This is a genomic window from Oceanobacillus sp. FSL K6-0127, assembly GCF_037983385.1.
In the GTDB taxonomy this organism is placed as follows: Bacteria; Bacillota; Bacilli; order Bacillales; family Amphibacillaceae; genus Oceanobacillus; species Oceanobacillus profundus.
This window is the reverse complement of sequence record NZ_CP150287.1, coordinates 2,421,827-2,444,972: the sequence shown is the minus strand read 5'-3', so window position 1 is coordinate 2,444,972 and position 23,146 is coordinate 2,421,827. Positions and strand designations below refer to the sequence as shown.

Below are 23,146 nucleotides of genomic sequence, written 5' to 3'. Positions count from 1 at the left end.
TAGATGTCTTCCTAAGCATTACCATGACAATATATTCCATAGAAAGATTTGTTGATTTTTCGTTAATTAAATTAATAAGCTAACATACCAAGCAACCATCGCATCTCCAAAGAAATAAGAAATTAATGCTGCAATGACAATAAATGGACCAAATGGGATTGGCTGTTTACGTTTGACAATTTTCAACACCATGAGGACAATTCCTACAAACGCTCCAATCAAACAAGCGAGGAAGAAAGCTAATATTACTTTTTCAAAGCCTAACACAAGTCCTAAAACACCAAAAAGTTTCATATCTCCTGCTCCCATCCCACCTCTTGATAGGAGAATAATAATAAAAATCAATCCGAATCCAGTAACGGCACCTGTAACGGAAGACCACCAAGGATCTAACGGCTGAATAATGCGTACGATAATAAAGAATGGTAAGAAAAACAGTAATATCTTATTTGGGATAAGCATGTAGCTTATGTCAGAGATGAAAATAATCATAAGCATAGATACAAAGGAAACTCCCATAAATAACTCCACTTCTAAGCCAAATCTAATATAACTTAGCGCAAACAATAATCCAGTTAGCAGCTCACCGGTCGGATAAATAAAGGAGATATTGTGTTTACAGCCTCGGCATTTTCCACCTTGCACCATATAAGAAAGAACGGGAATGAGCTCCCACCAAGCTAACTGTTTCTTGCAATTAGGACAATACGAGCGATCACCCTTTTTATAAAAAGATTCTTTATTCGGTAATCGGAGTCCAACAACATTATAAAAAGATCCTAGCGTAGTGCCTAGAATGAAGAAAAAAATAATCAATAGAATTTCCATGAATATAACTCCCTATTATCAGTAATATAGAACTAGTATAATTGTATTATAAAACGCATCACAACTCTTTTTTGCAGATTTATGAGTCCATTAATCACTTAGTATAATATGATATAATTAGAGTATGAGAAGGAGATTTCAAGTAATATCGAATAAAAAAGCGCTCTGAAACAGGAGGTAATGAATGTGACAACAACTAGTAAAATTGATAAATATATTTTAAATAATAGAGAAGAATTCCAGTCTTTACTATTATCAGAGGCAAGTAATGTAGCTACGAAAATTAATTCTATTTTAGAAGAAGGAAATATCGATTTATTAAAAAATGCAGAAAAGATTGCCCTCTTCGTTGCGGGAAACAAAAGAGAGGAGCTCATCGATTTTGCCGAAGTGGAAGGAATATCTTGGGCTAAACATTCATTAACCCTGGCACTTAAATTAGAATGGATTCATGCACTTAGACGTACTTTATGGCATTTGCTCCGTGAAAATAATCCTTTAAACAGCAATTCTAAATCTCTTACCGATTTTTACGAACTCGAACAGAATATTAATGATGGAATTGATGAATTCTTAAATAATTTTTTTATTAGCTATTCTAAATATAAAGATGAATTAATTATGACACAGCGAAATTTAGTTGAGCATCTATCCGTTCCGATTATACCAGTTAGTGCTTCGATAGCAATATTGCCGATGATTGGTAGCTTTGATTCCTATCGCATGGATATTATTAAAGAAAAGATATTAAATGAAATATCAAGACTACGGGCATCAGTATTAATTATGGATCTCTCTGGAATACCTGAGATGGATGAATATACGATTTCTAATTTTCAAAAGGTATTAAACGGGGTAACGTTGATGGGCACTAAATCAATTCTCACAGGCTTAAGTCCACAACTTGCCAATAAGATGATCCAGTTAGGATGGGGCATCGAGAAGGACATTGAAATAAAAGGAACGTTACAACATGCTTTGAATGATTATTTGGTAGTCAATTCGAAGTGAACTGCGGTTTGTTTATGCTTCAATCGCAGCACTTGCTATTGTCAAACATTTTATGAGGTATTGATCTCGGTTTATTTGGTCTTATTAGTACTCCAAATAAACCGAAATCATATAAACACATGTATTCCTCGATGAAACTCATATTTTTATAATTCGATTACATCACCAATATTAAGTGCGCGTCCTTCACCAGTTTTCACTTGTTCAGCCCACGCTTTCGCATCTTGATCAATAACTGGGAAAGTATTGTAATGAACTGGAACGGAAATCTTGGCATTAATCCAGTCCGCTGCAACAAGTGCGTCTTCTGGTCCCATTGTGAAATTATCCCCAATTGGTATAAATGCAAGATCAATGGAATGCATTTCGCCATACATTTTTAGATCCGTAAATAACGCAGTATCCCCAACATGATAAATTGTTTTCCCATCAATAGTCAGCAATATTCCAGCTGGCATTCCACCGTAAATGACGGTTCCATCCTCTTCCGTATAAGATGAGCCATGGAAAGCTTGTGTGAATTTTACCTTGCCGAAGTCAAATTCACGCGCTCCCCCGATATGCATTGGGTGTGTAACCAACCCTTTCGTACCTAGATAAACAGCAAGCTCGTTTGGAGCAACGACCAATGCGTCATTTCTTTTAGCAATTTCAAACGTATCACCCACATGGTCATTATGACCGTGTGTCAGCAAAATCACATCAGCTTTTGCCGTGTTCGCATCAAGGTCACATGCTTCATTCCCTGAAATAAATGGATCAATTAAGATGGTATGACTATCTGTAACCACTTGTACTACAGAATGTCCATGATACGATACCTTCACAAATATCTCTCCTTTTTTATTCATTTACTCTAATTATTCGACAAGAGTATCTCTTTTTCCTTTACCCTTTTGATACATTTCTTACACCAGAACAAAAGCGCAAGCGCCCGTTTAGCGACGTACGGACTGGACTGAGCCGTAGGAGATAAAGGAAACACGGCGACCGTAGGAAGCCGATGTTGACTTATCGTACGGAGGTGAGGGAAGTCTCGCTAGTCGTTGGGCGCTGGAGCTGGACGTGGCTGTTCCGGTAACTAAGTTATCCACAGCATTCAAATTTTATAGTTTCCTAAGCGATTAGAAAAGAGCAGAATAATCTGCTCCCCTACTATATATTATTTCCCTAATTTTGCTTTCAAGGCTGCAAGCTCGTCGTCCACGTCATTGTTTGCTAACTCCTTGAATTCATCATCTAACGTACGGGCAGATTGAGCTAAATCCTCTGATGTTTCAGCTTCTGCCTCATACTGCATTACTTTCTCTTCCATTCTCTCAAACCCACGCTTTGATTCATCGTTTCCAATTGAGGACATGGTACGATTCATTTTTGTTCTGGTTTTCGCTGATTCTGCACGTGCTTTTAATGTATCCTTTTTCAATTTCATTTCTTGATATTCTTTTTTCATTTCGGTTAATTTTTCTTTTAATGCATCAACATCTTTACTTGTACGTTCCCATGACTCATTTAATGTTTTGAATGTTGCTTCATGGCCTTTTTTATCCTCCAAAGCACGACGGGCTAAGTCATCATTATCTGCTTCAATTGCTTGTTCTGCTTGTTGCGTGCGTTTTTCAATCATTGCTTCAGCGTCATTCGCTTTACGTTTTAGCATTTTTTCGCTTGCTATTTGTTTGGCAACCGCAGCTTCCACTTCTTGAATATCTGCTGCCATTTCACGCATAAATTGATCAAGCATTTTCACTGGATCCTCAGCCTTATCAAGCATAGCATTTAATTCTGAGCTTACGACTGTCTTGATTCGATTAAAAAATTTAAACATGAGTCTTCCTCCTTTTAAATTTATACTTGTTATAACAATCTTATCATTTTTTTCGAGAAGTTTGCATTCACTAGGTTCATAATAGGGTGCATTTGTACATTGACTCTCTTACTACCAACGCCTTGTCACTTCTCTTCCCTTTGTAATACGAGTAAAACGATGAAAAGTTTCAGTATCATATGGAATTAATTTATAATCTTCCTTTATTTGAACACAGATGAACACATTGCTATACTAAGAGTAGTCTATTTTTCGAGGTGAAACAAAAATGAATGAACGATTAAGTAATTTATTAGCAGAGTTAAAAAGTGAAGGAATCGATAGTGCCCTGATAACTTCAAAAGCAAATTTCTATTATCTAAGCAATTATTATACCGATCCACATGAGCGTTTGATTGGTGTATATGTTAATGCGGAGCTTGATCCTGTGCTGATCGTGCCTAAGATGGAGGAGGAAGACGCTAAAGCTGCTGGCTGGTCTAGTGTTGTGATCAGCTATTACGACCACGAAGATCCATGGAAACTATTTTCCGATTACTTAAATAAAAACAATAAGATTCCAAAATCAATGGCAATCGAGCATGATCACATCACATTGGAACGGTCACAGGCAATAAGCCAAATTTTACCGAACACCACAATTGTAGATGCAAAAGAAATCATGGCTAACTTACGTGTGATCAAAAATAAAAAGGAATATACCTTATTAAAACAAGCGGCGGCTCTTGCTGACTTCGGGATTGAAACTGGTGTAAAGGCAATTACTGAAGGCATAACTGAGCTTGAACTTGTTGCTAAAATAGAGTATGAGCTCAAAAAACAAGGTGTGCGAGAAATGTCGTTTACAACGATGGCACTTACTGGAGCAAAAACGGCCTCTCCACATGGTACACCTGCATCCGCGAAGGTTGCACCAGGAGACCTTGTACTATTTGATCTCGGTGTTATTTTTGAAGGTTATTGCTCCGATATTACAAGAACGGTAGCCTATAAATCCGTTCGCGATGAGCAACGAAAAATATATGAAACCGTGCTTGCTGCAGAACTGGATGCCATTGCTGCTTCTAAATTGAATACGTCAGTCGGAAAAATCGATCAAGCTGCACGGGAGACAATTACGAAGGCTGGCTACGGTGATTACTTTACACATCGAATTGGCCATGGTCTAGGAATTGAAACACATGAATATCCATCCATGCACAGCAATAATGAGCTATCCTTAAAATCTGGTATGTGCTACACAATTGAACCAGGAATTTACGTTCCCAATTCTGGTGGTGTACGAATTGAAGATATGATTTTCATGACAGAAAAAGGACCGGATATCTTAACCGCTTATCCAAAAGAGCTGCAAATTATTGAATAAGTAAAACGTAGTCGGGACAGTTGAAGCTATTGGGCTGTAGAATAGCTTCATCATTTTGTTTTTGGCGCTGTTTTGAAGTGGAATGGTGTCATAGTTCTGGATTTGGCGCTATTGAGAAGAAGTGCGGTTCCATGTTCTGCGTTTGGAGCATAAATGGCGAATACAGGATGATGGTGCCACGAGGTGAGACACCATCAACTCTGCGTTCGGCCGCTTGACTTAAGAGCCTATTGCTCTTATTTTTTTTGCAGCAATACACGAGCATCTTCGTATGCTAAGTTATGTGCTTCTGCAACTGCTTCATACGCTACAAAACCATCTATAGTATTAATCCCTTTTAAAAGTGCTTCATTTTCTAGACTTGCACGCTTAACCCCTTTATTTGCTAATTGCAATGCATATGGTACGGTAACATTCGTTAACCCAATCGTCGATGTTCGCGGTACAGCTCCTGGCATATTGGCAACGGTATAGTGTAGTACACCATGCTTTGTAAATGTTGGATTATCATGTGTAGTAATTCGATCACTTGTTTCAAAATTACCACCTTGATCAATCGCAACGTCGACAATAACAGAGCCGGCTTCCATCTCACTTACGGTTTCTTCTGTTACAAGCTTCGGTGCTCTTGCGCCTGGAATTAAAACCGAACCTATTACAAGATCTGACTTTTTCACAGCTTCTTGTACATTCAATGAATTTGAAATCAACGTATTGATTGAGGAACCGAAGATATCATCAAGCTGCCGTAAACGATCTGGGTTCAAATCAATAATTGTAACCTCAGCACCCAATCCAATCGCAATTTTCGCCGCGTTTGTTCCAACAACGCCCCCACCAATTATGGTAACCTTACCGCGACTAACACCAGGGATTCCGGATAAAATGATTCCTTTGCCACCTTTAGACTTTTCCAAGAACTGTGCACCAATTTGCGTTGCCATTCTTCCAGCCACCTCACTCATTGGAGTTAATAGTGGCAGTGTTCGGTTCGGCAGCTGAACCGTTTCATAAGCAACCCCCACAACTTTTTTAGCAATTAACGCTTTCGTTACCTCAGGCTCATTTGCTAAATGAAGGTAGGTAAATAAAATTTGTCCTTCAATGAAATATTCAAATTCCTCTTGGAGCGGTTCCTTTACTTTCATCACCATTTCTTGAGACCAAGCTTCCTTGGCAGTGTTCACAATGACTGCACCAGCTGCAACATACTCTTCGTCTGTAAAGCCTGACCCCATCCCAGCTGACGTTTCAACATAGACTTCATGTCCAGCATTTTTTAAAGTGAGAACTCCGGATGGCGCCATAGCTACCCTATTTTCATTGTTCATCAATTCTTTTGGTATTCCAATTTTCATGATTACCCCCCCTTATGCTTTTATATGTAGTCAAAATTATCCAAACAAATCACTAATCTAATTGTATCAAATGCATGTATAAAAAGCACCGATTAATAGGGAGAATCGATAATTCACCGTTCTCCCCTATCAGTGCGAGTTCAAAAAGAACGATGATGAACCAGACTTTTTAAACATCTTCAGTTGTTAGCCTTTATTACTTCTTTTGATTATTAAATGTGTAGATCCCTTTATTATTATGCAGTTGGTCTTCAATAACACCACTTTGATAACTTTCATTTAATTGGTTCTGAACAGCGGCAACTCCTTCGTTATCTTCAAAAAGCTTTTCATGTTTCCCTGCCTTTTTCGACATCGCATTTCACCTCCATAGGTATAGTATGTTCTAAAATCTGTAACAACCGCATAACTTTTATTACCAAATTACTATTACCACGCTTACATTCAGCTAAATCTGGGTATATACTAAGTATAGAAGGGAGAGATAAATTATGGAATATAATAATATAATTGTTGCCGTTGATGGATCAGAAGCTGCTGAAAAGGCGTTTCAGAAATCATTAGATATCGCAAAACGTAACAATGCTCGTCTTATCCTTGCACATGTAGTTGATTCCCGTAGTTTTGCAACAGCAGAGGCATATGATCGTACATTATCAGAGCGAGCAGAGGAATATGCAAAGGAATTACTCGACGCATATGTTGCGAATGCAAATGCTGCTGGACTAACTGACTTAATTAGGTGTGTGGAATACGGTTCTCCTAAAGTAAAAATTGCGAAAGATATCGCTGAAAATTTTAATGCTGATTTAATTATTTGTGGTGCGACTGGTATGAATGCAGTTGAGCGCTTTCTAATTGGAAGTGTATCTGAAAGCATTACGAGATATGCATCCTGTGATGTTTTAGTAGTAAGATAATAACGCGCGGGGAAGGGAAGAGTCTCGCTAGTTGTTGGATTGGACGTAAACAAAGCGCTTTGGGGTAACCCAAGGCGCTTTATTTTTCCATATCTATGTTTATTTATTTTCATAGTAATTGTGTTCAAGTTCCGACAGATTTATACTCAATTTCATCGAGAGTAAAAAGGACCTGTCATAAATAGTTTGACAAAGCCCTCAATGGTTTATTTGCTTAAACGTACGGTATCTCTCGCAATCATTATTTCTTCATTGGTTGGAATAATAATAACCTTTACTGGTGAATGTGGGTAATTGATAAATTGCTCTTTCCCACGAACATCGTTGAGTTTAGGATCCCAATAGATTCCCATGAACTCTAATCCAGTTAGGATTTGCTCACGAATGGTTGTACTATTTTCTCCTACACCGGCAGTAAAGATAATTGCGTCTACCCCGTTCATTTTTGCAGCATAAGAACCGATATATTTATGAATACGGTCTGCGAAAACCTTCAATGCTAGCTCTGCACGTGGATCCGTATCTGACTTTTCTTCGATATCGCGTAAGTCACTGGAGAATCCAGACAATGCAAGCATTCCGCTTTTTTTGTTTAACACATTAATAACTTCATCGGCCGTCTTACCAGTCTTGTCCATAATATACGGAATAAGCGCAGGGTCAATGTTACCAGAGCGGGTACCCATTGTTACACCAGCAAGTGGAGTGAAGCCCATGGAGGTATCCAATGACTTACCATCTTTGATCGCTGTAATACTTGCTCCATTTCCAATATGGCAGGAAATCAAACGTAAATTATCAAGTGGAACATCCATTAATTCAGCTGCACGTTCCGAAACATACTTATGTGAGGTGCCATGGAAACCATATTTGCGAATACCAAAATCCTCATAATATTCACGTGGCAAACTATATAAATAAGAAGATTTCGGCATTGTTTGATGAAAAGCCGTATCAAATACAGCAACCATTGGTATGTTCGGTAAAATTTCTTTAAATGCATGAATTCCTGTTAAATTCGCAGGATTATGCAATGGTGCAAGCTCAGATGTTTCTTCAATTTTTGCAATAACTTCATCTGTAATCAATACAGAATCACTGAAAAATTCCCCACCATGTACAACTCGATGTCCAACAGCATTAATCTCATCAAATGATTGAATCACACCAGTAGAAATCAGAGAATCCAATAGCATCTTAACAGCAACACCATGATCTGGAATATCGATTACTGTTTTATTCTTATTTCCATCTACTTCAATTGTAAAAATTGAATCACTCATTCCAATTCGTTCAACTAATCCGATCGCCGTAACCACTTCTTCTGGCATTTTTATCAATTGAAATTTTAATGAAGAACTACCTGCATTAATTGCTAATACATTACTCATTGCTGTCAACTCCTAAAATTAATGTTGATAAAGTGAAATCATTTGACGGGATCCCTCTCCCCACACTTAGAGGTTGGGGCTTTTACAGTCCATTTATGCTTGGTAATTTTCAAACCATCTGTTCATTTGGCCTAGGATGTCTGCTGTCGCATTTGCATTCTTAAAAGATGGCATTTGTACAAGTAGCGGCTGTTTTGGCGCACTTGTTGTTGCGGATTTTCTCTGCAACAAGAGAATGCTCTTTGCATTCTTTTCTGATTTAAATGCTGATTCAGGTAAGCGAATAACCCCAATTATATGAGCATGTTCTTGAAGATATGCATGCAGCTTATCTGATTGGTCACTGTCAAAAAGAAATTCAGGGATGACTAGAATCAGATAACCCGCCTCTTTTGTATAACGCAAACTTTGCTCGATAAACAAGTGATGTGCGTAAGAATGACCAGTATCTGCTTTTAACTGGTACTCATTCGCTACGATATCGTCTGGATAGTATCCAATTGGCAAATCGGCAACAATTAAGTCGACTGGATCAATCAGGAATGGTCTTAAGCTGTCCTGATGAAAAAACTCAATTTCCTTTTTCTGTAGGTTCGCATTAATAACAGATAACTGAATTAAGGTTGGATCAACTTCACTAGCATAAGCTTTTACATTTTGCTTGAGCTGACCAAGAACAGTTGTCAGTAAATTAGCCGTTCCACTAGCCGGATCAAAAATACGCAGCTCTTCTTTATCTTTTATGAGCTTGCCGGCAAGATACCCTACAATTAACCCGACTGACTCTGGTGTCATCACATGTTGCTCTTGCGTTGCGTCTTTCATTCCTTTTAAGATTACGAGTTGAACTGCCTTACGGATATCTTCAACTTCAAAAGAATGAAAATCTATGTTTGCTAAAGCGCTATGTAATTTTCGATTTAAAATATCGTCCATGTCTTCAGGTGCACCTTCATAAAATAAGTATTCCATCGCAACTGTTAGGCTATCGAGATACGGTTCATTCAGGTGCTGCTGAATGATTGTCGTTGTTTCATCCAACCAGCCGAATAATGTTTCGACACTTGATTTTTCCATGAACTATCCCCCATTCTATTCTTTCACAACTTTTCCAGTGTAACAAATTATACAACAACATGTAAACTAAATTGTAATCAGTCTTAAAAAACCTCAAAATTTAAAATAACATAGGGGCTGACCCCCATTGCTTTTATGTAAAAAATCTCACTGTTACTTTTTATCCTTCTAAAAAAAAGACTATTTGGTGAACTGTTGAGCAAGCCTTTACCAGGAAAATCTCTCCTCGTAAAACGGGAGAGATTTTTCTTTCCTTATTCTGCTTCACCAGCAGCTTTCAATGCTGCTTCGTAGTCAGGGTGTGTAGATACTTCCTCAACGTATTCTACATGTCTGACATCATCATTGGAATCAACGACAAAGATTGCTCTTGCAAGCAGTCGCAATTCCTTCATTAATACACCGTAATTTTGGCCAAAATCTGCATCGCGATGATCTGATAGTGTGTCAACTTTCTTAATTCCGTTAGCAGCACACCAGCGACTTTGAGCAAATGGCAGATCCATGCTAATCGTTAAGACAACAACATTATCTAACTTATCTGCCTCTTCATTAAAGCGTCTTGTCTGCTCGGAGCAAACGCCAGTATCAATAGAAGGAACAACACTGATTAATTTTACTTTTCCACTATAATCCTTTAACGTAACCTCTTTTAAATCATTGGATAACACTTTAAAATCAGGAGCTTTATCTCCTACTTTAACCTCAGTCCCAACTAACGTAACAGGCTCCTGCTTAAAAGTAACATTTACCATCGTTTGTATTCCTCCCTTTATTTAAACCTACCATTATTATGAAGATAACCACTTTGCCTGTCCAATAATTCGAGCTGAAAAACTGTTAAATTTATGTGAACGAGGCATTCATCATACAATTACCCAAAATAGTTTGAGATAAAACCTATTCTAGATATCAAATTGAAGCGGGCCATCCCCATGTCGCTCATCTTTTTGTTTTGCTTTTTCCTCTTTATTATTATCTTTTTTTGAACTAGCAGATTCTTTCATGAACTGTTGCACCTTATCAACTACTTGAGGAGCAAAGTCTATCATCTTTTCGTACAGTTGAATATGCTGATCCATATGAACCATTTTAATGCCTTTCTCGTTAACAATTAAGAAGGCGACTGGAGTAATTGAAACTCCTCCCCCACTTCCACCTCCAAACGGCAGCGTAGCCTCTGCGTCACCATTAGATTGATTCGGGCTAAATTCGCTACCTCCAGCAGCAAAACCGAAACCTACTTTCGATACAGGGATTATCAAACTCCCATCCAACGACTTAACTGGGTCTCCGATAATCGTATTTACTTCCACCATTTTCTGTAGATTCTCCATGGCGGTTGTCATTAAACCTTGTATTGGATGCTCTTCCATTATTCATTTCCTCCTTTATCAGCTTGTAAAGCTTCCTTCATCAATTGAAGATACTTCTTCCGCTTTGTAAAAACGTACATAGCTTTCCCTAAACGCATCGATAACATACAATCTAGATTTGTATATAAAAATCGATGTTGAAAATTAGGTTCAACATGAATAATTGGCTTACATTTCAATTGTAATTTGTTTATTAAATAGAGACTCACAGTATTTTTAATTGTCCATATCCCCCCAATCATGATGCCGGTAAGAGCTGCATCTCCGGTACCCCCAACTGTACTCCATGTAAAATGACGCAAGCAAATTGGCTTTAGAACAGTATTTAAAAGCTGATCAACCTTTTGAAGTTTTTGATGATACGATTTTATTCTTCCTGAAAAGAAATTCAAATCAGTTTCACTGCTTGTATTCGATTTTTCATTGATGTTGGAGAGATCGTAGTATTTTTTATACAATCTGATTCGCAAAATAAATACAGAAACAGTAACATACTGTTTCGTCTGGTCATAAATGTACTGCATGGAAATGTAAACATGAGATAGGAATATTAGCCATAAAAACAGAATAATTACCAGTAAAATGATAAGCAGCATATCGTGCCAACTTTCTTACACAATCTTTTGTCACTAGTCTGTAGCATTTACAATATTTTTAAACGTTTTAATGCCTGATTATTAGGATATTAAAAAAAGGAGTGCTATGATAAAGAAAATGGTAGCAATTGGAGGGTTTAGTAATGGACAATCGCAGAAACATGTTTTTTTATTATAATAGAGACGGAGAAACAGATGATAAAGTTGAAACCTTACAAAATTTAGCTATTGAAAACGGATTCACTATCGTTGATAACCACAAGGATGCCAATCTTATCGTGAGCGTTGGCGGTGATGGTGCGTTCCTGCAAGCTGTGAGAAAAACAGGCTTCAGACAGGACTGTCTCTATACTGGAATCACGCGTGAAGGGCAATCTGGGTTATATTGTGATTTCAACATTGATAACTTTGATCAGATGCTCCATTCCCTTCAACATGATGAATTAGAGGTACGACGATTTCCGATTATTAAAGCACAGATTAATGATGGCAATTCCTTTTATTGTCTTAACGAGGTAACCATTCGTTCGACAATTGTAAAAACAATCGTAATGGATGTAGAAATTGATGGAAACCATTTTGAAACATTCCGTGGTGATGGTCTAGTTGTCGCTACACCTACTGGCAGCACCGGCTACACGAAATCTGCCAACGGTGCCGTTATTGACCCATTAACAGCATGCTTTCAAATTTCTGAAGTTGCGTCATTGAATAATAATCAGTATCGTACACTTGGTTCCTCATTCATTTTAAATAAGAATCGTCATTTAAGACTTAATGTACTTCAAACAGGAAATGATTATCCAATTATTAGTCTCGATAATGAAGCACATCCAATTCGTCAAATCGATAATATTCAGGTTACGATGGACGATTGCGTCATCAAAACCGTAAAATTGAAAAATAACTCTTATTGGGATCGCGTAAAACGAACATTTTTATAAAAGCTTAAAAAATCCTTCTCGTTATCTCCCGAGAAGGATTTTTGGATATGCTACATACGACTGTAAACAATGTCCCCATCAATAACTGTCATCGCAATTTGAATCGCATGAATCTGATCTTCTTTTACTTGAAAAATATCTTCTTCTAAAATAGTGAAATCTGCTTTGTAATTTTCTTTAATAAATCCTCTTGATGATTCCCTTCCGATAGCATATGAACTGCCGGTTGTATATAGATGTACTGCCTCAAAGACTGATATTTGTTCAGCGCCGTTGTATATATTCCCATCAAATGTAGACTGACGCCGTACTGCTGCTTCTATACCAAGCAAGGGATCTACCTGCTCTACAGGTGCATCTGAACCACCTGCACACCTTATGTGATTATCGAGTAATGTTTTCCAAGCATAGGCAAGTGGAAGACGTTGATACCCAATTCGTTCAATAACCCATGGAAAATCGGAGGCAACAAATGTCGGCTGGATATCAACCACTACCGGAAGACATTTAAGCCTTTGCAATGTGGATTCATTTAAAATTTGCCCATGAATAATCCGATCTCGCTTTTCCCCTTGTATTGGATATTTTTCAATAACAGCTATTACCTCTTCTAGTGCCTGATCACCGATCGCATGGATTGCAACTGGTAGGTCACGGGATCTTGCTTTTGCAACAAGTCCTTCCAGATCTGCCTTCGTATGCATTGGCACACCCCTATTTTCTGGATCATCACAGTAGCTTTGGCTGAGCCATGCTGTTCTTCCCCCGAGAGCCCCATCAGAGAAAATCTTAATGGCTCCGAGTTCAACATACTCAGTTCCGCTCCTAAAACCTAGATTTGCTGCAAATAATTCGTCCATCACTTCATGATGAACAAGCAAATGCGCCTTAAATTTATTAGAAGTGTGTATTGCACGATAATATGCGTCCAGAGTTTTTTTGAAACCTCCATAATAAAAAAGGTCTTCCGTATGGCCACCAACCAATCCTTTTGATACGAGATCATTTACCGCTATTTTAATTACATTTTCTAAATAGCTCCCCGTTACTTCCGGCATCATTCCTTTTATGATGTCTTGTGCGGCATCATGAAAGTATCCTGTAGCCTCCCCTTGTTCGTCTCGTACTATTATTCCGCTATCTGGATCTGGGGTTGTATTATCAACACCAGCTAGCTCCATCGCCTTGGAATTAGCGAGCAATGCATGTCTGCAAACACGAGTAAGCATCATTGGGTTATCTGGGCAGATTGCATCGAGTTCTGATTTATGAATGATTACTGGATCATCCCATTGATTTTCATTCCACCCTTCTCCTATTAGCCATTCTCCCTCGGCCAGCTGCGCTACTCTTCCCTTTAATGCAGCTTTGACATCACTTGCTGACTTCATTTGTGATAAATCCAGGCGTAATAGCTTTTCACCATGACCAATGATATGCAGATGACTATCAACAAATCCAGGAAGCATCGTTTTACCTTGAAGATTTATTTCATGCTCAATTTGTTTATCAAATTGCTTGTGTATCGATTCATATGTACCAACTGCCTTAATTGCATCTTTTTCAGTATAGACTGCATCAACAGCTTCACCTTCATTTTCCAACGTATAAATCTGTCCACCAAACCATAACACTCCCATGTTTTTCCCCCTAGATCTGTAAAGTATTCGATTATTTAAAACTCTACGCATTGGTAGTGGAAAATGCAAGCAACATTTTTTGCTTGCAAGTTTAGAAATGCCTAAAAATGTTAGCCTCGAATAATACTAAAGAGCTACCCTTGAATTCAAGAGTAGCTCCAGCCAATTTTATTTAATTATTGTTATTGCATACCACCAAACTGTTGTTCAGCCATTGAAACTAGACGTTTCGTAATTTCTCCACCAACAGAACCGTTAGCACGAGAAGTTGTGTCTGGACCAAGTTGTACACCAAATTCTTGAGCAATTTCATACTTCATTTGATCTAGTGCTTGTTGAACACCAGGAACTACTAATTGGTTTGAATTGTTTGTCGCCATGTTAGTTCACCTCCTTGGTACTTATAGAATGTGTCACCTGGAGGGAAAACATGCAGAAATAAAATTGGTATTTCCTGTTAGTTTTGTCTAATATTTGTTAAAAGCGGTTGTTCAAAATTCCGGTGAAAATGACACATCGAGAACACACACTAAAACAAATCACTAAAGGACTCTTCGATATCCTTTTTGTCGTAAACCGTTATGGTCTCGATATTTTCAATTGCTTCTTCAATCGATGCTGCAAAATCATGCTTTGATTCATAATGATTGATCTTTACCCGCTTCGGTTTTGTTTTTGGAGACTTTGGTACAAAAATCGTACAACAATCCTCATATGGCAGTATTGAGGTTTCGTATGTTCCAATCTCCTGTGAAATCGAAATAACTTCCAGCTTATCCATCGCAACTAACGGACGTATGATTGGATAATTCGTTACTTCGTTTATTGCGTGCATACTCTCCATCGTCTGACTTGCTACCTGGCCGAGGTTTTCTCCTGTTGTCAGTGATAGAATTGACTCCTGTTCGCATACGCGTTCACTAATACGGAACATCATCCGTCTCATGATGGTCATCGCATACTCGTCAGGCATCTCACGGAAAATCTCTTGCTGCAGTTTCGTAAACGGTACGATATGAATTTTAATCGCTTTTCCATATTTCGTCAGCTGTTTTGCCAGATCCAATACCTTTTGCTTCGCACGTTCACTCGTAAAAGGTGGAGAGTGAAAATGAATTGCTTCTAGTTGTACACCACGCTTCATCGCTAGATAGCCTGCAACCGGACTATCAATTCCACCCGAAAGAAGCAAAAGTGATTTTCCTGATGTTCCAACAGGCAGCCCTCCTAGACCAGGAATTACACTGGAAGTAATATACGTTGCTTCTAATCGAACTTCCACCTTTATTTCCAAATCAGGCTGGTGAACATCAACAAGAATATCTTCTGTGTTTTTTAATAAATGTCCACCAAGAATTTGATTAAGCTCCTGTGAGCGTACAGGGAAATCTTTATTAATACGTTTAACAGACACTTTGAATTTTTTTACATCTGTATTCTCTTTCAACGCGTACAATGCTGCTTCTTTAATTTTTTCTAAATCATTGTCCACCATAATGGCCAAGCTTAAGCTGTGAATGCCAAATATCTTTTGAAGCTTGTCCATAATTGGTTTCGGATCTTCTCCATGTAAAAGAACGAACATTCTTCCTTGAGTTCGTTTAACTTTTACATTTGGAAAGTCTTTTAGCTTCGCTTGAATATTTTCCTGCAAGCGAATAATAAACTGCTTAATGTTTTTACCTTTTAATGACATTTCACCATAGCGAATTAATATATGATCATATTGCATAGATAATCTACTCCATTGCTTCTTTAAATTGTTTGATTGCTTTACTTAGTGCTTGAATGAACAACTTCATTTCTTCCATCGTATTATCATAGGATAGGCTTACGCGTAATGCAGTTGTTGTTCGTTCACGCCCATAACCGCAAGCAGCTAATACTTTACTCTCATCCTTCAGTTTAGATGAACAAGCGGATTTCGTCGAGATATAAATCTCCTGTTCCCCAAGCATATGAATAATTACTTCTGGTTTAATACCCGGTACAGACATATTAATAATATGAGCTGCAGCAAGTTCCGGAGTGTTTACTTCTACTCCATCCATCTCATTTAATTCTTCGTACAAGTAGTTTTTCATATTTAATAAATGATGGTGTTCATTTTTTTCACGTTCTTTTATCATACGTAATGCTTTTACAAACGAAACAGAACCAGCGAGGTTTTCCGTTCCTGATCTTATGGAGTACTCTTGATTTCCCCCGTGAAGGAGCGGGAACAGTTTGGTGCGATTGTTTATATAGAGCATACCAGTACCTTTCAAACCATGAATCTTATGACCAGAAAAGGTACATATATCAATTCCACTATTTTTTAACTTGAGCGGAACCTTGCCAATACTTTGAACAGCGTCCACATGGAAGAATAGCTTCGGATATTTCTTTGCAATTTCACCTATTTTTTCTATAGGTTGGATTGAGCCTGTTTCATTATTGACATGCATAATACTTATTAAAATCGTATCGTTACGAATTGCTTTTTCCAATTCTGTTACAGATACAACTCCGTTTTCATCTACTGGTAAATAGGTAACTTCAAACCCTAATGTTTCCAAGCTTTGACATGTCTCATATATCGAAGGATGTTCAATAGAAGATGTGATAATATGCTTTCCTCTCCCTTGATGCTCGAGGGCAATCCCTTTTACCGCTGTGTTATTCCCTTCGGTTCCACCAGAAGTAAAAACAACCTCATCCACACCGATTCCAATTATGTCTGCTGCTTGTTTTTTCGCAGTCAAAAGGAGTTTCTCCGCAGTTCCACCTAATTGATGTATCGACGAAGGATTAGCAAAGTACGTGCTGGATACTTGCTGAAAGCTTTCCAGCACGGATGGATGTGGTTTTGTTGTTGCGCTGTTGTCTAAATAAATCATTTCATTAAACTCCTCATTTATAGATAGTACAAAAACAAAAAGGGAAGGCTGACCTAAGAAACTGAATAACGTTTCTTAAAGACAGCCCTCATTCGCTTATGCGGAATACCTTTGTTATTTGCTATTAACAGCCGTTTGGTTTGCTTCGATTCGCTTCAAAGCACCTGGCTCTACTTCTTCAATAGCTTTTGCTGCATTTTCAAGTGATAATTCATATTCACACGCACGGAAAAGACGCTCCGCTTCTTTCAGTTTAGCAGCAAGTTCTGGATTCTTGCTTCGGTATCTGTTTGCATACTGAATAACCTGTTCTGTTAAATATGCCTGATCTAACATAATTTCTACTTGTTCTGCAGATTGCTCCAGGGAACTTTGCGCTTCTGTTAATGCTTGCTGTACAGCCGCCATGTCCAATGGCTGCTTCTCTAACGCTTCAATAACTTTACCGTTTTTAGCAACAGCCGTCTCTATACTTGACCAAATAAAGTTTGGTACACCGGGAATATTGCTTTTCTTTAACCGGCGATTCAGGTACGTAATTTGATTTCGCATCTCAGCAAGCTTTTCTCTAGCTTCCATCTCATCTTTGCGCAAATTATGGATGCTTTTCTTAAACTCTTTATGCTTCTCTTCTAGTTCTGTTATTTTTTTAAAGCCATCCTCTACCTGCTCACGTAACTCTGTATGCGTCTTTCCTTCTTCTTCCATGTTATCAGATAGCTTTTGTAATTGTTCACTCAACTTGGCAATTGTCTTACCAACTGATAAAAATCGTTCTAAATCATTATTTTCAACATAATAAGCTTTTTTTATTTCTTCCACTTCGATTTTCGTCGCGTCGAAAGTTGCTCCAAGCTCTTCGAGGGAATTTTCATATTCAGGAATATGTGCTTCGAGATAATTTTTCGCATGTGCTTCATTCTCCAAAAGCTCATACATTTCTTTAATTCTCTCTTCACTTTCCGAGATGAGGTCATCTGCTTCAGACATGTCACCAGCTTCCAGCTGCTCCAGCACGTCCGAAATTCTTTCCTGATATGTATAGATTTCTTTTTCTAAGGAAAGATGCTCGACTCGATAACCGTCTTCTTTCATTTCCTTAATCCCTGCAAGTAAATTATCGAATTGAGAAGGAAGATCGTGTTTACATTTTTTGTAGATTGCTGGAAATTCATTCAGAATCCCTTCTAATTCGGTTAGTTCAACTTTTACATGTTGAACAATTTGGCTCGCTTCCATATAGTCACCAGCCTCAACCAATTCATGATAAGAAGCTAATTTGTCTTCTAGCTCATCCAGCTTATTATCAAACTGAAGCTCTGCTTTTCCATAGAGATAGCGACTTTGTGAGAGTTTCTTCCGTAACGCCTTCAACACTGGTGTTAAATCAGCAACTTCCTGCCTGCTTAATTCCTCGGTTTTAAGCCATTCATCCAACTCACCTAAAATACTTTCAATGCTTTTTTCTATTCCTTGAAGTGTCTCTTCCAATTTACTCAAGACCGCATTTGCCTTCTTGATAAGGAATCGATCAGCCGCTTCTTCCGCATCAAATAAATGTTCTTCTATGTTTGGAAGTTCTTTTGTAATGATGTATTCCCAACGCTCTTTCCATGATTCGAATTTCTCTTGCGTTTCTCCGGATAAATTAAGCTTCTTAATTTTACTCAGCTGGGATGCGACATTTCTCTCCATAATATCCATCTTCCAGCTCTCTAATTGATCCACCCTGTCATAAATTCGTTTCCGGTAAATAAGTCCAATGATAATTAATACGATGATTGCCAAAATCGCTCCGATGATGTACCCCATACTATGCCTCCCAACCAGTTTCAATAAGAGGTTTCCCTGTCAAAAGTTCTATTTCTATAAAAAAATCACTTATAAATGGTCTTATTTTTTTATTGGAATATTCATTTCGTAAATATAATACATATGATACCATGGAATGAGCATTTTTGGCTAAAAAAATACAAATTAATTGCAGATTCGCCACGTTTTTTCATTTTATCACAATATGATGAAAAAACTGGAGCGGTTCAGTTCTGTTTTTTTCCACACATCAGCGTGCTGTAATACCCTCATATCTAAAAGTGCGGGAACTAAAGCCATTGAATATGGAGGGTCCCAATGAATAAAGCTTCATTTTATAAATTGATTCCGTTTCGTGGAAGCTCCCTCAATTATAAAATCAAGCCAATTTTGCATTGTTTTAACATATTTCCTTACAAAAGCTTGATGTGAATACGCCCCGACAACTTGTTCCTTCCAATCGTTGTGTAAAATGTAAGGCGTTATTAAGAGTCCTTTCAATTGCATTAGCATATACTCACGTGTATCTCCTTTTACTCTACCATTTAACGCTTCAAAGAACGTTTGCTTAATATAAAAGTTTTCCTTTGCCAAATACGTAACAGCCATCTCTCGAACGAATACAGAATCTAAAGATAGCTCGCGTTGAATGAAACATGTCAATTGATGATTAGTTTGTTTATACTGTATAATAGTAAAAATTAGTCCATTCAGCTTTTCTAATGGAGATAGATTAGCAGCATTTTCCAATGATTCTTCAACTGTTTTCAGGTATTCTTCATAATAATTCGTAACGGCATATTCCAAAAGACCTTGCTTGCTTTTGAAATAATAGCTGATCAATGACACGTTAACACTTGCTTTATCTGCTATATCACGTACGGAAGTTCCATGAAAACCTTTTTGGAAAAACAGGGAAGACGCTGCCTCAATTACTTTTTGTTTGGTTGGGTTCTTTTTCATTAATTCTCATCTCCTTACATCAGTAATACGACAAAGAACCTTGTCTTTCCTGCAATTTTCGCTCGACAAAAATTGTATGCATGTCGAAATTGCACAAAAGCAGAAGCGCCTGGTTAGCGACGTACGGACTGCGCCCCGTACTTTGGGGTGGTTCGACTTGTCGAACATTCTTACGCAGGAGATAAAGGAAACATGCCCCTTTAGGGGTATGCCGACGTTAGGCGCAGCCTGGTTTTAGTCGGCCATCCTTTACCAAGAGCCGATGTTGACTTTCACCACAAGGGTATAAGTGCGACTAAGCCTCTGGCACAGCCAGTCGGCAAGTCTTCTTTATCGTACGGAGGTGAGGGAAGTCTCGCTAGTCGCTGGGCGCTGGAGCTGGACGTAAGAACTTGTATTTTTTAAATTTAGAAAGGGGGAATTTATTTTGTTTCAGGCTACAACTTATTCAGACGACAGAGTAAAAAGTTACGAACTATTAATTAAACAATTAGATGCTTTAACAGATGGTGAGAAGGATGAGGTTGCTATTTTATCCAATGCATCAGCACTATTAAATCAATTCTTAAAAGAGGTAAACTGGGTTGGTTTTTACGTTTGGAAGGATAATGAACTTGTACTCGGCCCATTCCAAGGACTCCCAGCTTGTATTCGCATCGGCTTCGGTAAAGGTGTCTGTGGTACTGCTGTAAAAGAAAAACAAACACAACGCATTGCCGATGTCCATCAATTCCCAGGGCATATCGCATGTGACAGTGCGAGCCAATCGGAAATTGTAGTACCAATCATAATCAATGATAAAGTATACGGTGTACTTGATATTGACAGCCCTATTAAGAATCGATTTGATGAAATCGATCAAACTTACTTAGAAAAATTTGTTACTACTTTAGAAAAGCATTTACAATAACCTTAGTATAACAAAACTAGCAGCAAATCCAAGCTGCTAGTTTTGTTTTTACTAAAAGGATCGACTCAGTGCTGGGACAATTTATTGTACGGCTAATTGTGAACATCAGTGAACATCAGTCTTTATTACCTGAATATCAGCTTTTCTCTCTTGATTATCAGCCAATTTTGCTTGAATATCAGCTTTTTTACCAGAAACAGCATTCATAGCCTGATTTACTCCCTGCCTTCATTTATTTTGCAATTTCTCCTTGACTTTCATCTCTAATAATTATATACTATCCTTTGTGTAAAATAATTAAGTAGCCTAAGTGAACCGACGCTTGCACTCATTTTGTTCCTTCGCGGTGGCACTAGCCTCCCAAGGTGTATCGTGTAACTCTCTGCTGCTGGAGCGATGGTACATGAAAACAAAATGAACAACGACCCGGACACGCTCGTTTTATTTTATGCAAATAAAACATAAAGGAGATATGTCCTATGTCACGTTATACTGGATCTATCTGGAAAAAATCACGCCGTCTTGGCATTTCATTAACTGGTACTGGTAAGGAATTAGATAAACGCCCTTACGCACCTGGTCAACACGGACCAACTCAACGCAAAAAAATGTCTGAATATGGCTTGCAAATGCAAGAGAAGCAAAAACTTCGCTTCATGTACGGGTTAAACGAACGTCAATTCCGCAACCTATTCAACAAAGCTGGTAAAATGAAAGGTATCCATGGTGAAAACTTCATGATCTTACTTGAATCTCGCCTAGATAACTTAGTTTTCCGTCTTGGTCTTGCTCGCACACGCAGACAAGCACGTCAGCTAGTTAACCACGGTCACGTGTTAGTTGATGGCAAGCGCGTAGATATTCCGTCATACTCTGTAAAAACAGGTCAAACAATCAGCTTACGTGAAAAATCACAAAAGCTTGATATCGTTAAAGAAGCAATTGAAGTGAACAGCTTCGTACCTGAATACACTACATTTGACGCTGAGAAAATGGAAGGAACTTACTCTCGTTTACCTGAGCGTTCTGAACTTCCAGCTGAAATTAACGAACAACTTATCGTTGAGTTCTACTCTCGTTAAGCCAAGTGCTTATAATCAATAGTGTTTCAACCCCTAGAAACCTTGTTTTATCAAGTGTTCTAGGGGTTTTCTTTTTTTATAGTGTAGATTAATGTATTTAAAGTTGGTGATTTTTGGGCGTTTTTTTCCCTATATTTTGTAGAAAGGCGCCAATCAATAACATGAGACGATACATGTGAGCAATTTTAAAACGTTCACCTCTTTTTAAGGTGTCTTAAGTTATCCTATTTGAAAGATTCCTAATACTTCTGTGCTTTGATGTTGTAATACTGTATTTATCCAATCACCTAGTAAATATAATTCTGGAATATCTGAAACAAAAACAAATTCATATTCATACTTTCCCACTTTGTTGTATAGGATGTTTTCACCTTTAAAATGTTTAGCAATAACTTTACTTATGAATTCCATTGTTTCTTCACTATTCTCTACTCGAATTTTAAATTGGTATTTATATTTGCGGTTACTCTCACCTAATGTACTAAATTCCAGAAACTTGTTGTATAATTTTATCTTCTCCTCTTCCTCTTTTGATGTTTTTGTTTTTTCTCCTTGCACTACGTTTTCTTGTTTATCTTGTTCGTGTTGTTTTTCCTTACCACCACCATCGTTCATTTTTTTATCCAGAATTTGGACCAAATCTGTTATATCGGTCATCGATATTTTATCTACTTTTATACCTACATCTTTTATATGATTTATTACTTCATTTCTCATATCAGCTACAGATGTTAAGGTACGCTGGTTATCTTTACTTTGTTGCATGGACATTGATATAGCAACTATAGCTAAAGCTATAGACACGGAACTGGAAATTATATTAAAATTAATACTGTAATCACTTAGCCAAAAAGAAATAGATAGTATTATAACTGCAACGAGAATACTTGTTAGCCATTTCCAATCTTTATTTGTCCACCCGGAATTCATATACACTTCCTCCTCAACTATTAAATTTCGACAAACAATCTTAGAATTACCAGTTTGCTTTTATTTCAACTATTCTTTGGTAACAATGTTTCTCTTTTCCTGCTGAATCCTTTAAAATTGAAGGTTATTCAGATGCTTATGCTATTTTTCTGCTATTATCCCTCATATCTTCAAGCAATGTTACCTAATGTAGTTAAGACAGTGCCTATTGAAATATTAATTATTAATGTTGCTA

General features: G+C 37.7%; 23 protein-coding genes. 6 read left to right on the top strand and 17 right to left on the bottom strand.

Annotation, left to right across the window (positions count from 1 at the left end):
• Positions 1 to 66: 66 nt before the first annotated feature.
• Positions 67 to 828 carry an A24 family peptidase gene (locus MHH64_RS12095; protein WP_095307338.1) on the bottom strand — a complete coding sequence of 254 codons (762 nt, stop codon included), beginning with the start codon at positions 826 to 828 and terminating at the stop codon, positions 67 to 69.
• A gap of 180 nt (positions 829 to 1,008) precedes the next feature.
• On the opposite strand from MHH64_RS12095, the gene MHH64_RS12090 reads away from it, so the two are divergent.
• On the top strand, positions 1,009 to 1,839 hold the full coding sequence (locus MHH64_RS12090) for an STAS domain-containing protein (RefSeq protein ID WP_095307339.1): 831 nt from the start codon (positions 1,009 to 1,011) through the stop codon (positions 1,837 to 1,839).
• A gap of 146 nt (positions 1,840 to 1,985) precedes the next feature.
• Here the strand turns inward: MHH64_RS12090 and MHH64_RS12085 are convergent, their stop codons facing one another.
• Both MHH64_RS12085 and MHH64_RS12080 read right to left on the bottom strand, forming a co-directional pair.
• Complete coding sequence (locus tag MHH64_RS12085; RefSeq protein WP_095307340.1) at positions 1,986 to 2,666, bottom strand: metal-dependent hydrolase; 681 nt, start codon at positions 2,664 to 2,666, stop codon at positions 1,986 to 1,988.
• A 335-nt stretch (positions 2,667 to 3,001) separates the two neighbouring features.
• On the bottom strand, positions 3,002 to 3,667 hold the full coding sequence (locus MHH64_RS12080) for a PspA/IM30 family protein (RefSeq protein ID WP_095307341.1): 666 nt from the start codon (positions 3,665 to 3,667) through the stop codon (positions 3,002 to 3,004).
• A gap of 268 nt (positions 3,668 to 3,935) precedes the next feature.
• Between MHH64_RS12080 and MHH64_RS12075 the strand changes: the two genes are divergently transcribed.
• Entirely contained in the window at positions 3,936 to 5,033 is a 1,098-nt protein-coding gene (locus MHH64_RS12075) for a Xaa-Pro peptidase family protein (RefSeq protein ID WP_340001836.1), read from the top strand.
• Positions 5,034 to 5,269: 236 nt separating this feature from the next.
• Here the strand turns inward: MHH64_RS12075 and ald are convergent, their stop codons facing one another.
• Positions 5,270 to 6,391 (bottom strand): alanine dehydrogenase, encoded by a 1,122-nt coding sequence (ald, locus tag MHH64_RS12070; RefSeq protein WP_095307343.1) that lies wholly within the window; start codon positions 6,389 to 6,391, stop codon positions 5,270 to 5,272.
• A gap of 196 nt (positions 6,392 to 6,587) precedes the next feature.
• Entirely contained in the window at positions 6,588 to 6,746 is a 159-nt protein-coding gene (locus tag MHH64_RS12065; RefSeq protein WP_168927288.1) for a hypothetical protein, read from the bottom strand.
• A 136-nt stretch (positions 6,747 to 6,882) separates the two neighbouring features.
• On the opposite strand from MHH64_RS12065, the gene MHH64_RS12060 reads away from it, so the two are divergent.
• The gene (locus MHH64_RS12060) at positions 6,883 to 7,311 is read left to right on the top strand and encodes a universal stress protein (RefSeq protein ID WP_095307345.1); all 429 of its coding nucleotides are present in this window, start codon (positions 6,883 to 6,885) and stop codon (positions 7,309 to 7,311) included.
• Positions 7,312 to 7,517: 206 nt separating this feature from the next.
• Here the strand turns inward: MHH64_RS12060 and MHH64_RS12055 are convergent, their stop codons facing one another.
• From MHH64_RS12055 to MHH64_RS12035, 5 genes are all read right to left on the bottom strand, one after another.
• Positions 7,518 to 8,702: an acetate kinase gene (locus MHH64_RS12055; RefSeq protein ID WP_118889045.1), complete on the bottom strand. Its 1,185-nt coding sequence runs from the start codon at positions 8,700 to 8,702 to the stop codon at positions 7,518 to 7,520.
• 93 nt (positions 8,703 to 8,795) lie between these two features.
• Positions 8,796 to 9,779: a class I SAM-dependent methyltransferase gene (locus tag MHH64_RS12050; protein ID WP_340001835.1), complete on the bottom strand. Its 984-nt coding sequence runs from the start codon at positions 9,777 to 9,779 to the stop codon at positions 8,796 to 8,798.
• A 254-nt stretch (positions 9,780 to 10,033) separates the two neighbouring features.
• Complete coding sequence (gene tpx / locus MHH64_RS12045; RefSeq protein WP_303447426.1) at positions 10,034 to 10,534, bottom strand: thiol peroxidase; 501 nt, start codon at positions 10,532 to 10,534, stop codon at positions 10,034 to 10,036.
• A gap of 150 nt (positions 10,535 to 10,684) precedes the next feature.
• The gene (gene ytfJ / locus MHH64_RS12040; protein WP_095307349.1) at positions 10,685 to 11,155 is read right to left on the bottom strand and encodes a GerW family sporulation protein; all 471 of its coding nucleotides are present in this window, start codon (positions 11,153 to 11,155) and stop codon (positions 10,685 to 10,687) included.
• Positions 11,155 to 11,751, bottom strand: a complete 597-nt coding sequence (locus tag MHH64_RS12035; protein ID WP_340001834.1) for a DUF2953 domain-containing protein — start codon at positions 11,749 to 11,751, stop codon at positions 11,155 to 11,157. Before MHH64_RS12035 ends, ytfJ begins: the two co-directional genes overlap by 1 nt.
• A 143-nt stretch (positions 11,752 to 11,894) precedes the next feature.
• Between MHH64_RS12035 and MHH64_RS12030 the strand changes: the two genes are divergently transcribed.
• On the top strand, positions 11,895 to 12,695 hold the full coding sequence (locus MHH64_RS12030) for an NAD kinase (RefSeq protein WP_340001833.1): 801 nt from the start codon (positions 11,895 to 11,897) through the stop codon (positions 12,693 to 12,695).
• 50 nt (positions 12,696 to 12,745) lie between these two features.
• Here the strand turns inward: MHH64_RS12030 and MHH64_RS12025 are convergent, their stop codons facing one another.
• The 6 genes from MHH64_RS12025 to refZ form a co-directional block, all read right to left on the bottom strand.
• The gene (locus MHH64_RS12025) at positions 12,746 to 14,335 is read right to left on the bottom strand and encodes an amidohydrolase (RefSeq protein ID WP_095307353.1); all 1,590 of its coding nucleotides are present in this window, start codon (positions 14,333 to 14,335) and stop codon (positions 12,746 to 12,748) included.
• A gap of 182 nt (positions 14,336 to 14,517) precedes the next feature.
• Positions 14,518 to 14,715: an alpha/beta-type small acid-soluble spore protein gene (locus MHH64_RS12020; RefSeq protein WP_095307354.1), complete on the bottom strand. Its 198-nt coding sequence runs from the start codon at positions 14,713 to 14,715 to the stop codon at positions 14,518 to 14,520.
• Between the two features lie 149 nt (positions 14,716 to 14,864).
• Entirely contained in the window at positions 14,865 to 16,067 is a 1,203-nt protein-coding gene (gene thiI, locus MHH64_RS12015) for a tRNA uracil 4-sulfurtransferase ThiI (RefSeq protein ID WP_095307355.1), read from the bottom strand.
• A 7-nt stretch (positions 16,068 to 16,074) separates the two neighbouring features.
• Positions 16,075 to 17,214 (bottom strand): cysteine desulfurase family protein, encoded by a 1,140-nt coding sequence (locus tag MHH64_RS12010; protein WP_340001832.1) that lies wholly within the window; start codon positions 17,212 to 17,214, stop codon positions 16,075 to 16,077.
• Between the two features lie 114 nt (positions 17,215 to 17,328).
• Positions 17,329 to 19,026: a septation ring formation regulator EzrA gene (gene ezrA, locus MHH64_RS12005; RefSeq protein WP_340001831.1), complete on the bottom strand. Its 1,698-nt coding sequence runs from the start codon at positions 19,024 to 19,026 to the stop codon at positions 17,329 to 17,331.
• A gap of 330 nt (positions 19,027 to 19,356) precedes the next feature.
• Positions 19,357 to 19,989, bottom strand: a complete 633-nt coding sequence (gene refZ / locus MHH64_RS12000) for a forespore capture DNA-binding protein RefZ (protein WP_118889043.1) — start codon at positions 19,987 to 19,989, stop codon at positions 19,357 to 19,359.
• A 427-nt stretch (positions 19,990 to 20,416) separates the two neighbouring features.
• On the opposite strand from refZ, the gene MHH64_RS11995 reads away from it, so the two are divergent.
• Complete coding sequence (locus MHH64_RS11995; protein WP_095307361.1) at positions 20,417 to 20,899, top strand: GAF domain-containing protein; 483 nt, start codon at positions 20,417 to 20,419, stop codon at positions 20,897 to 20,899.
• 479 nt (positions 20,900 to 21,378) lie between these two features.
• Complete coding sequence (rpsD, locus tag MHH64_RS11990; protein WP_095307362.1) at positions 21,379 to 21,981, top strand: 30S ribosomal protein S4; 603 nt, start codon at positions 21,379 to 21,381, stop codon at positions 21,979 to 21,981.
• Positions 21,982 to 22,200: 219 nt separating this feature from the next.
• On the opposite strand, the gene MHH64_RS11985 is transcribed toward rpsD, so the two are convergent.
• Positions 22,201 to 22,911, bottom strand: a complete 711-nt coding sequence (locus tag MHH64_RS11985; protein WP_095307364.1) for a hypothetical protein — start codon at positions 22,909 to 22,911, stop codon at positions 22,201 to 22,203.
• Between the last annotated feature and the right edge of the window lie 235 nt (positions 22,912 to 23,146).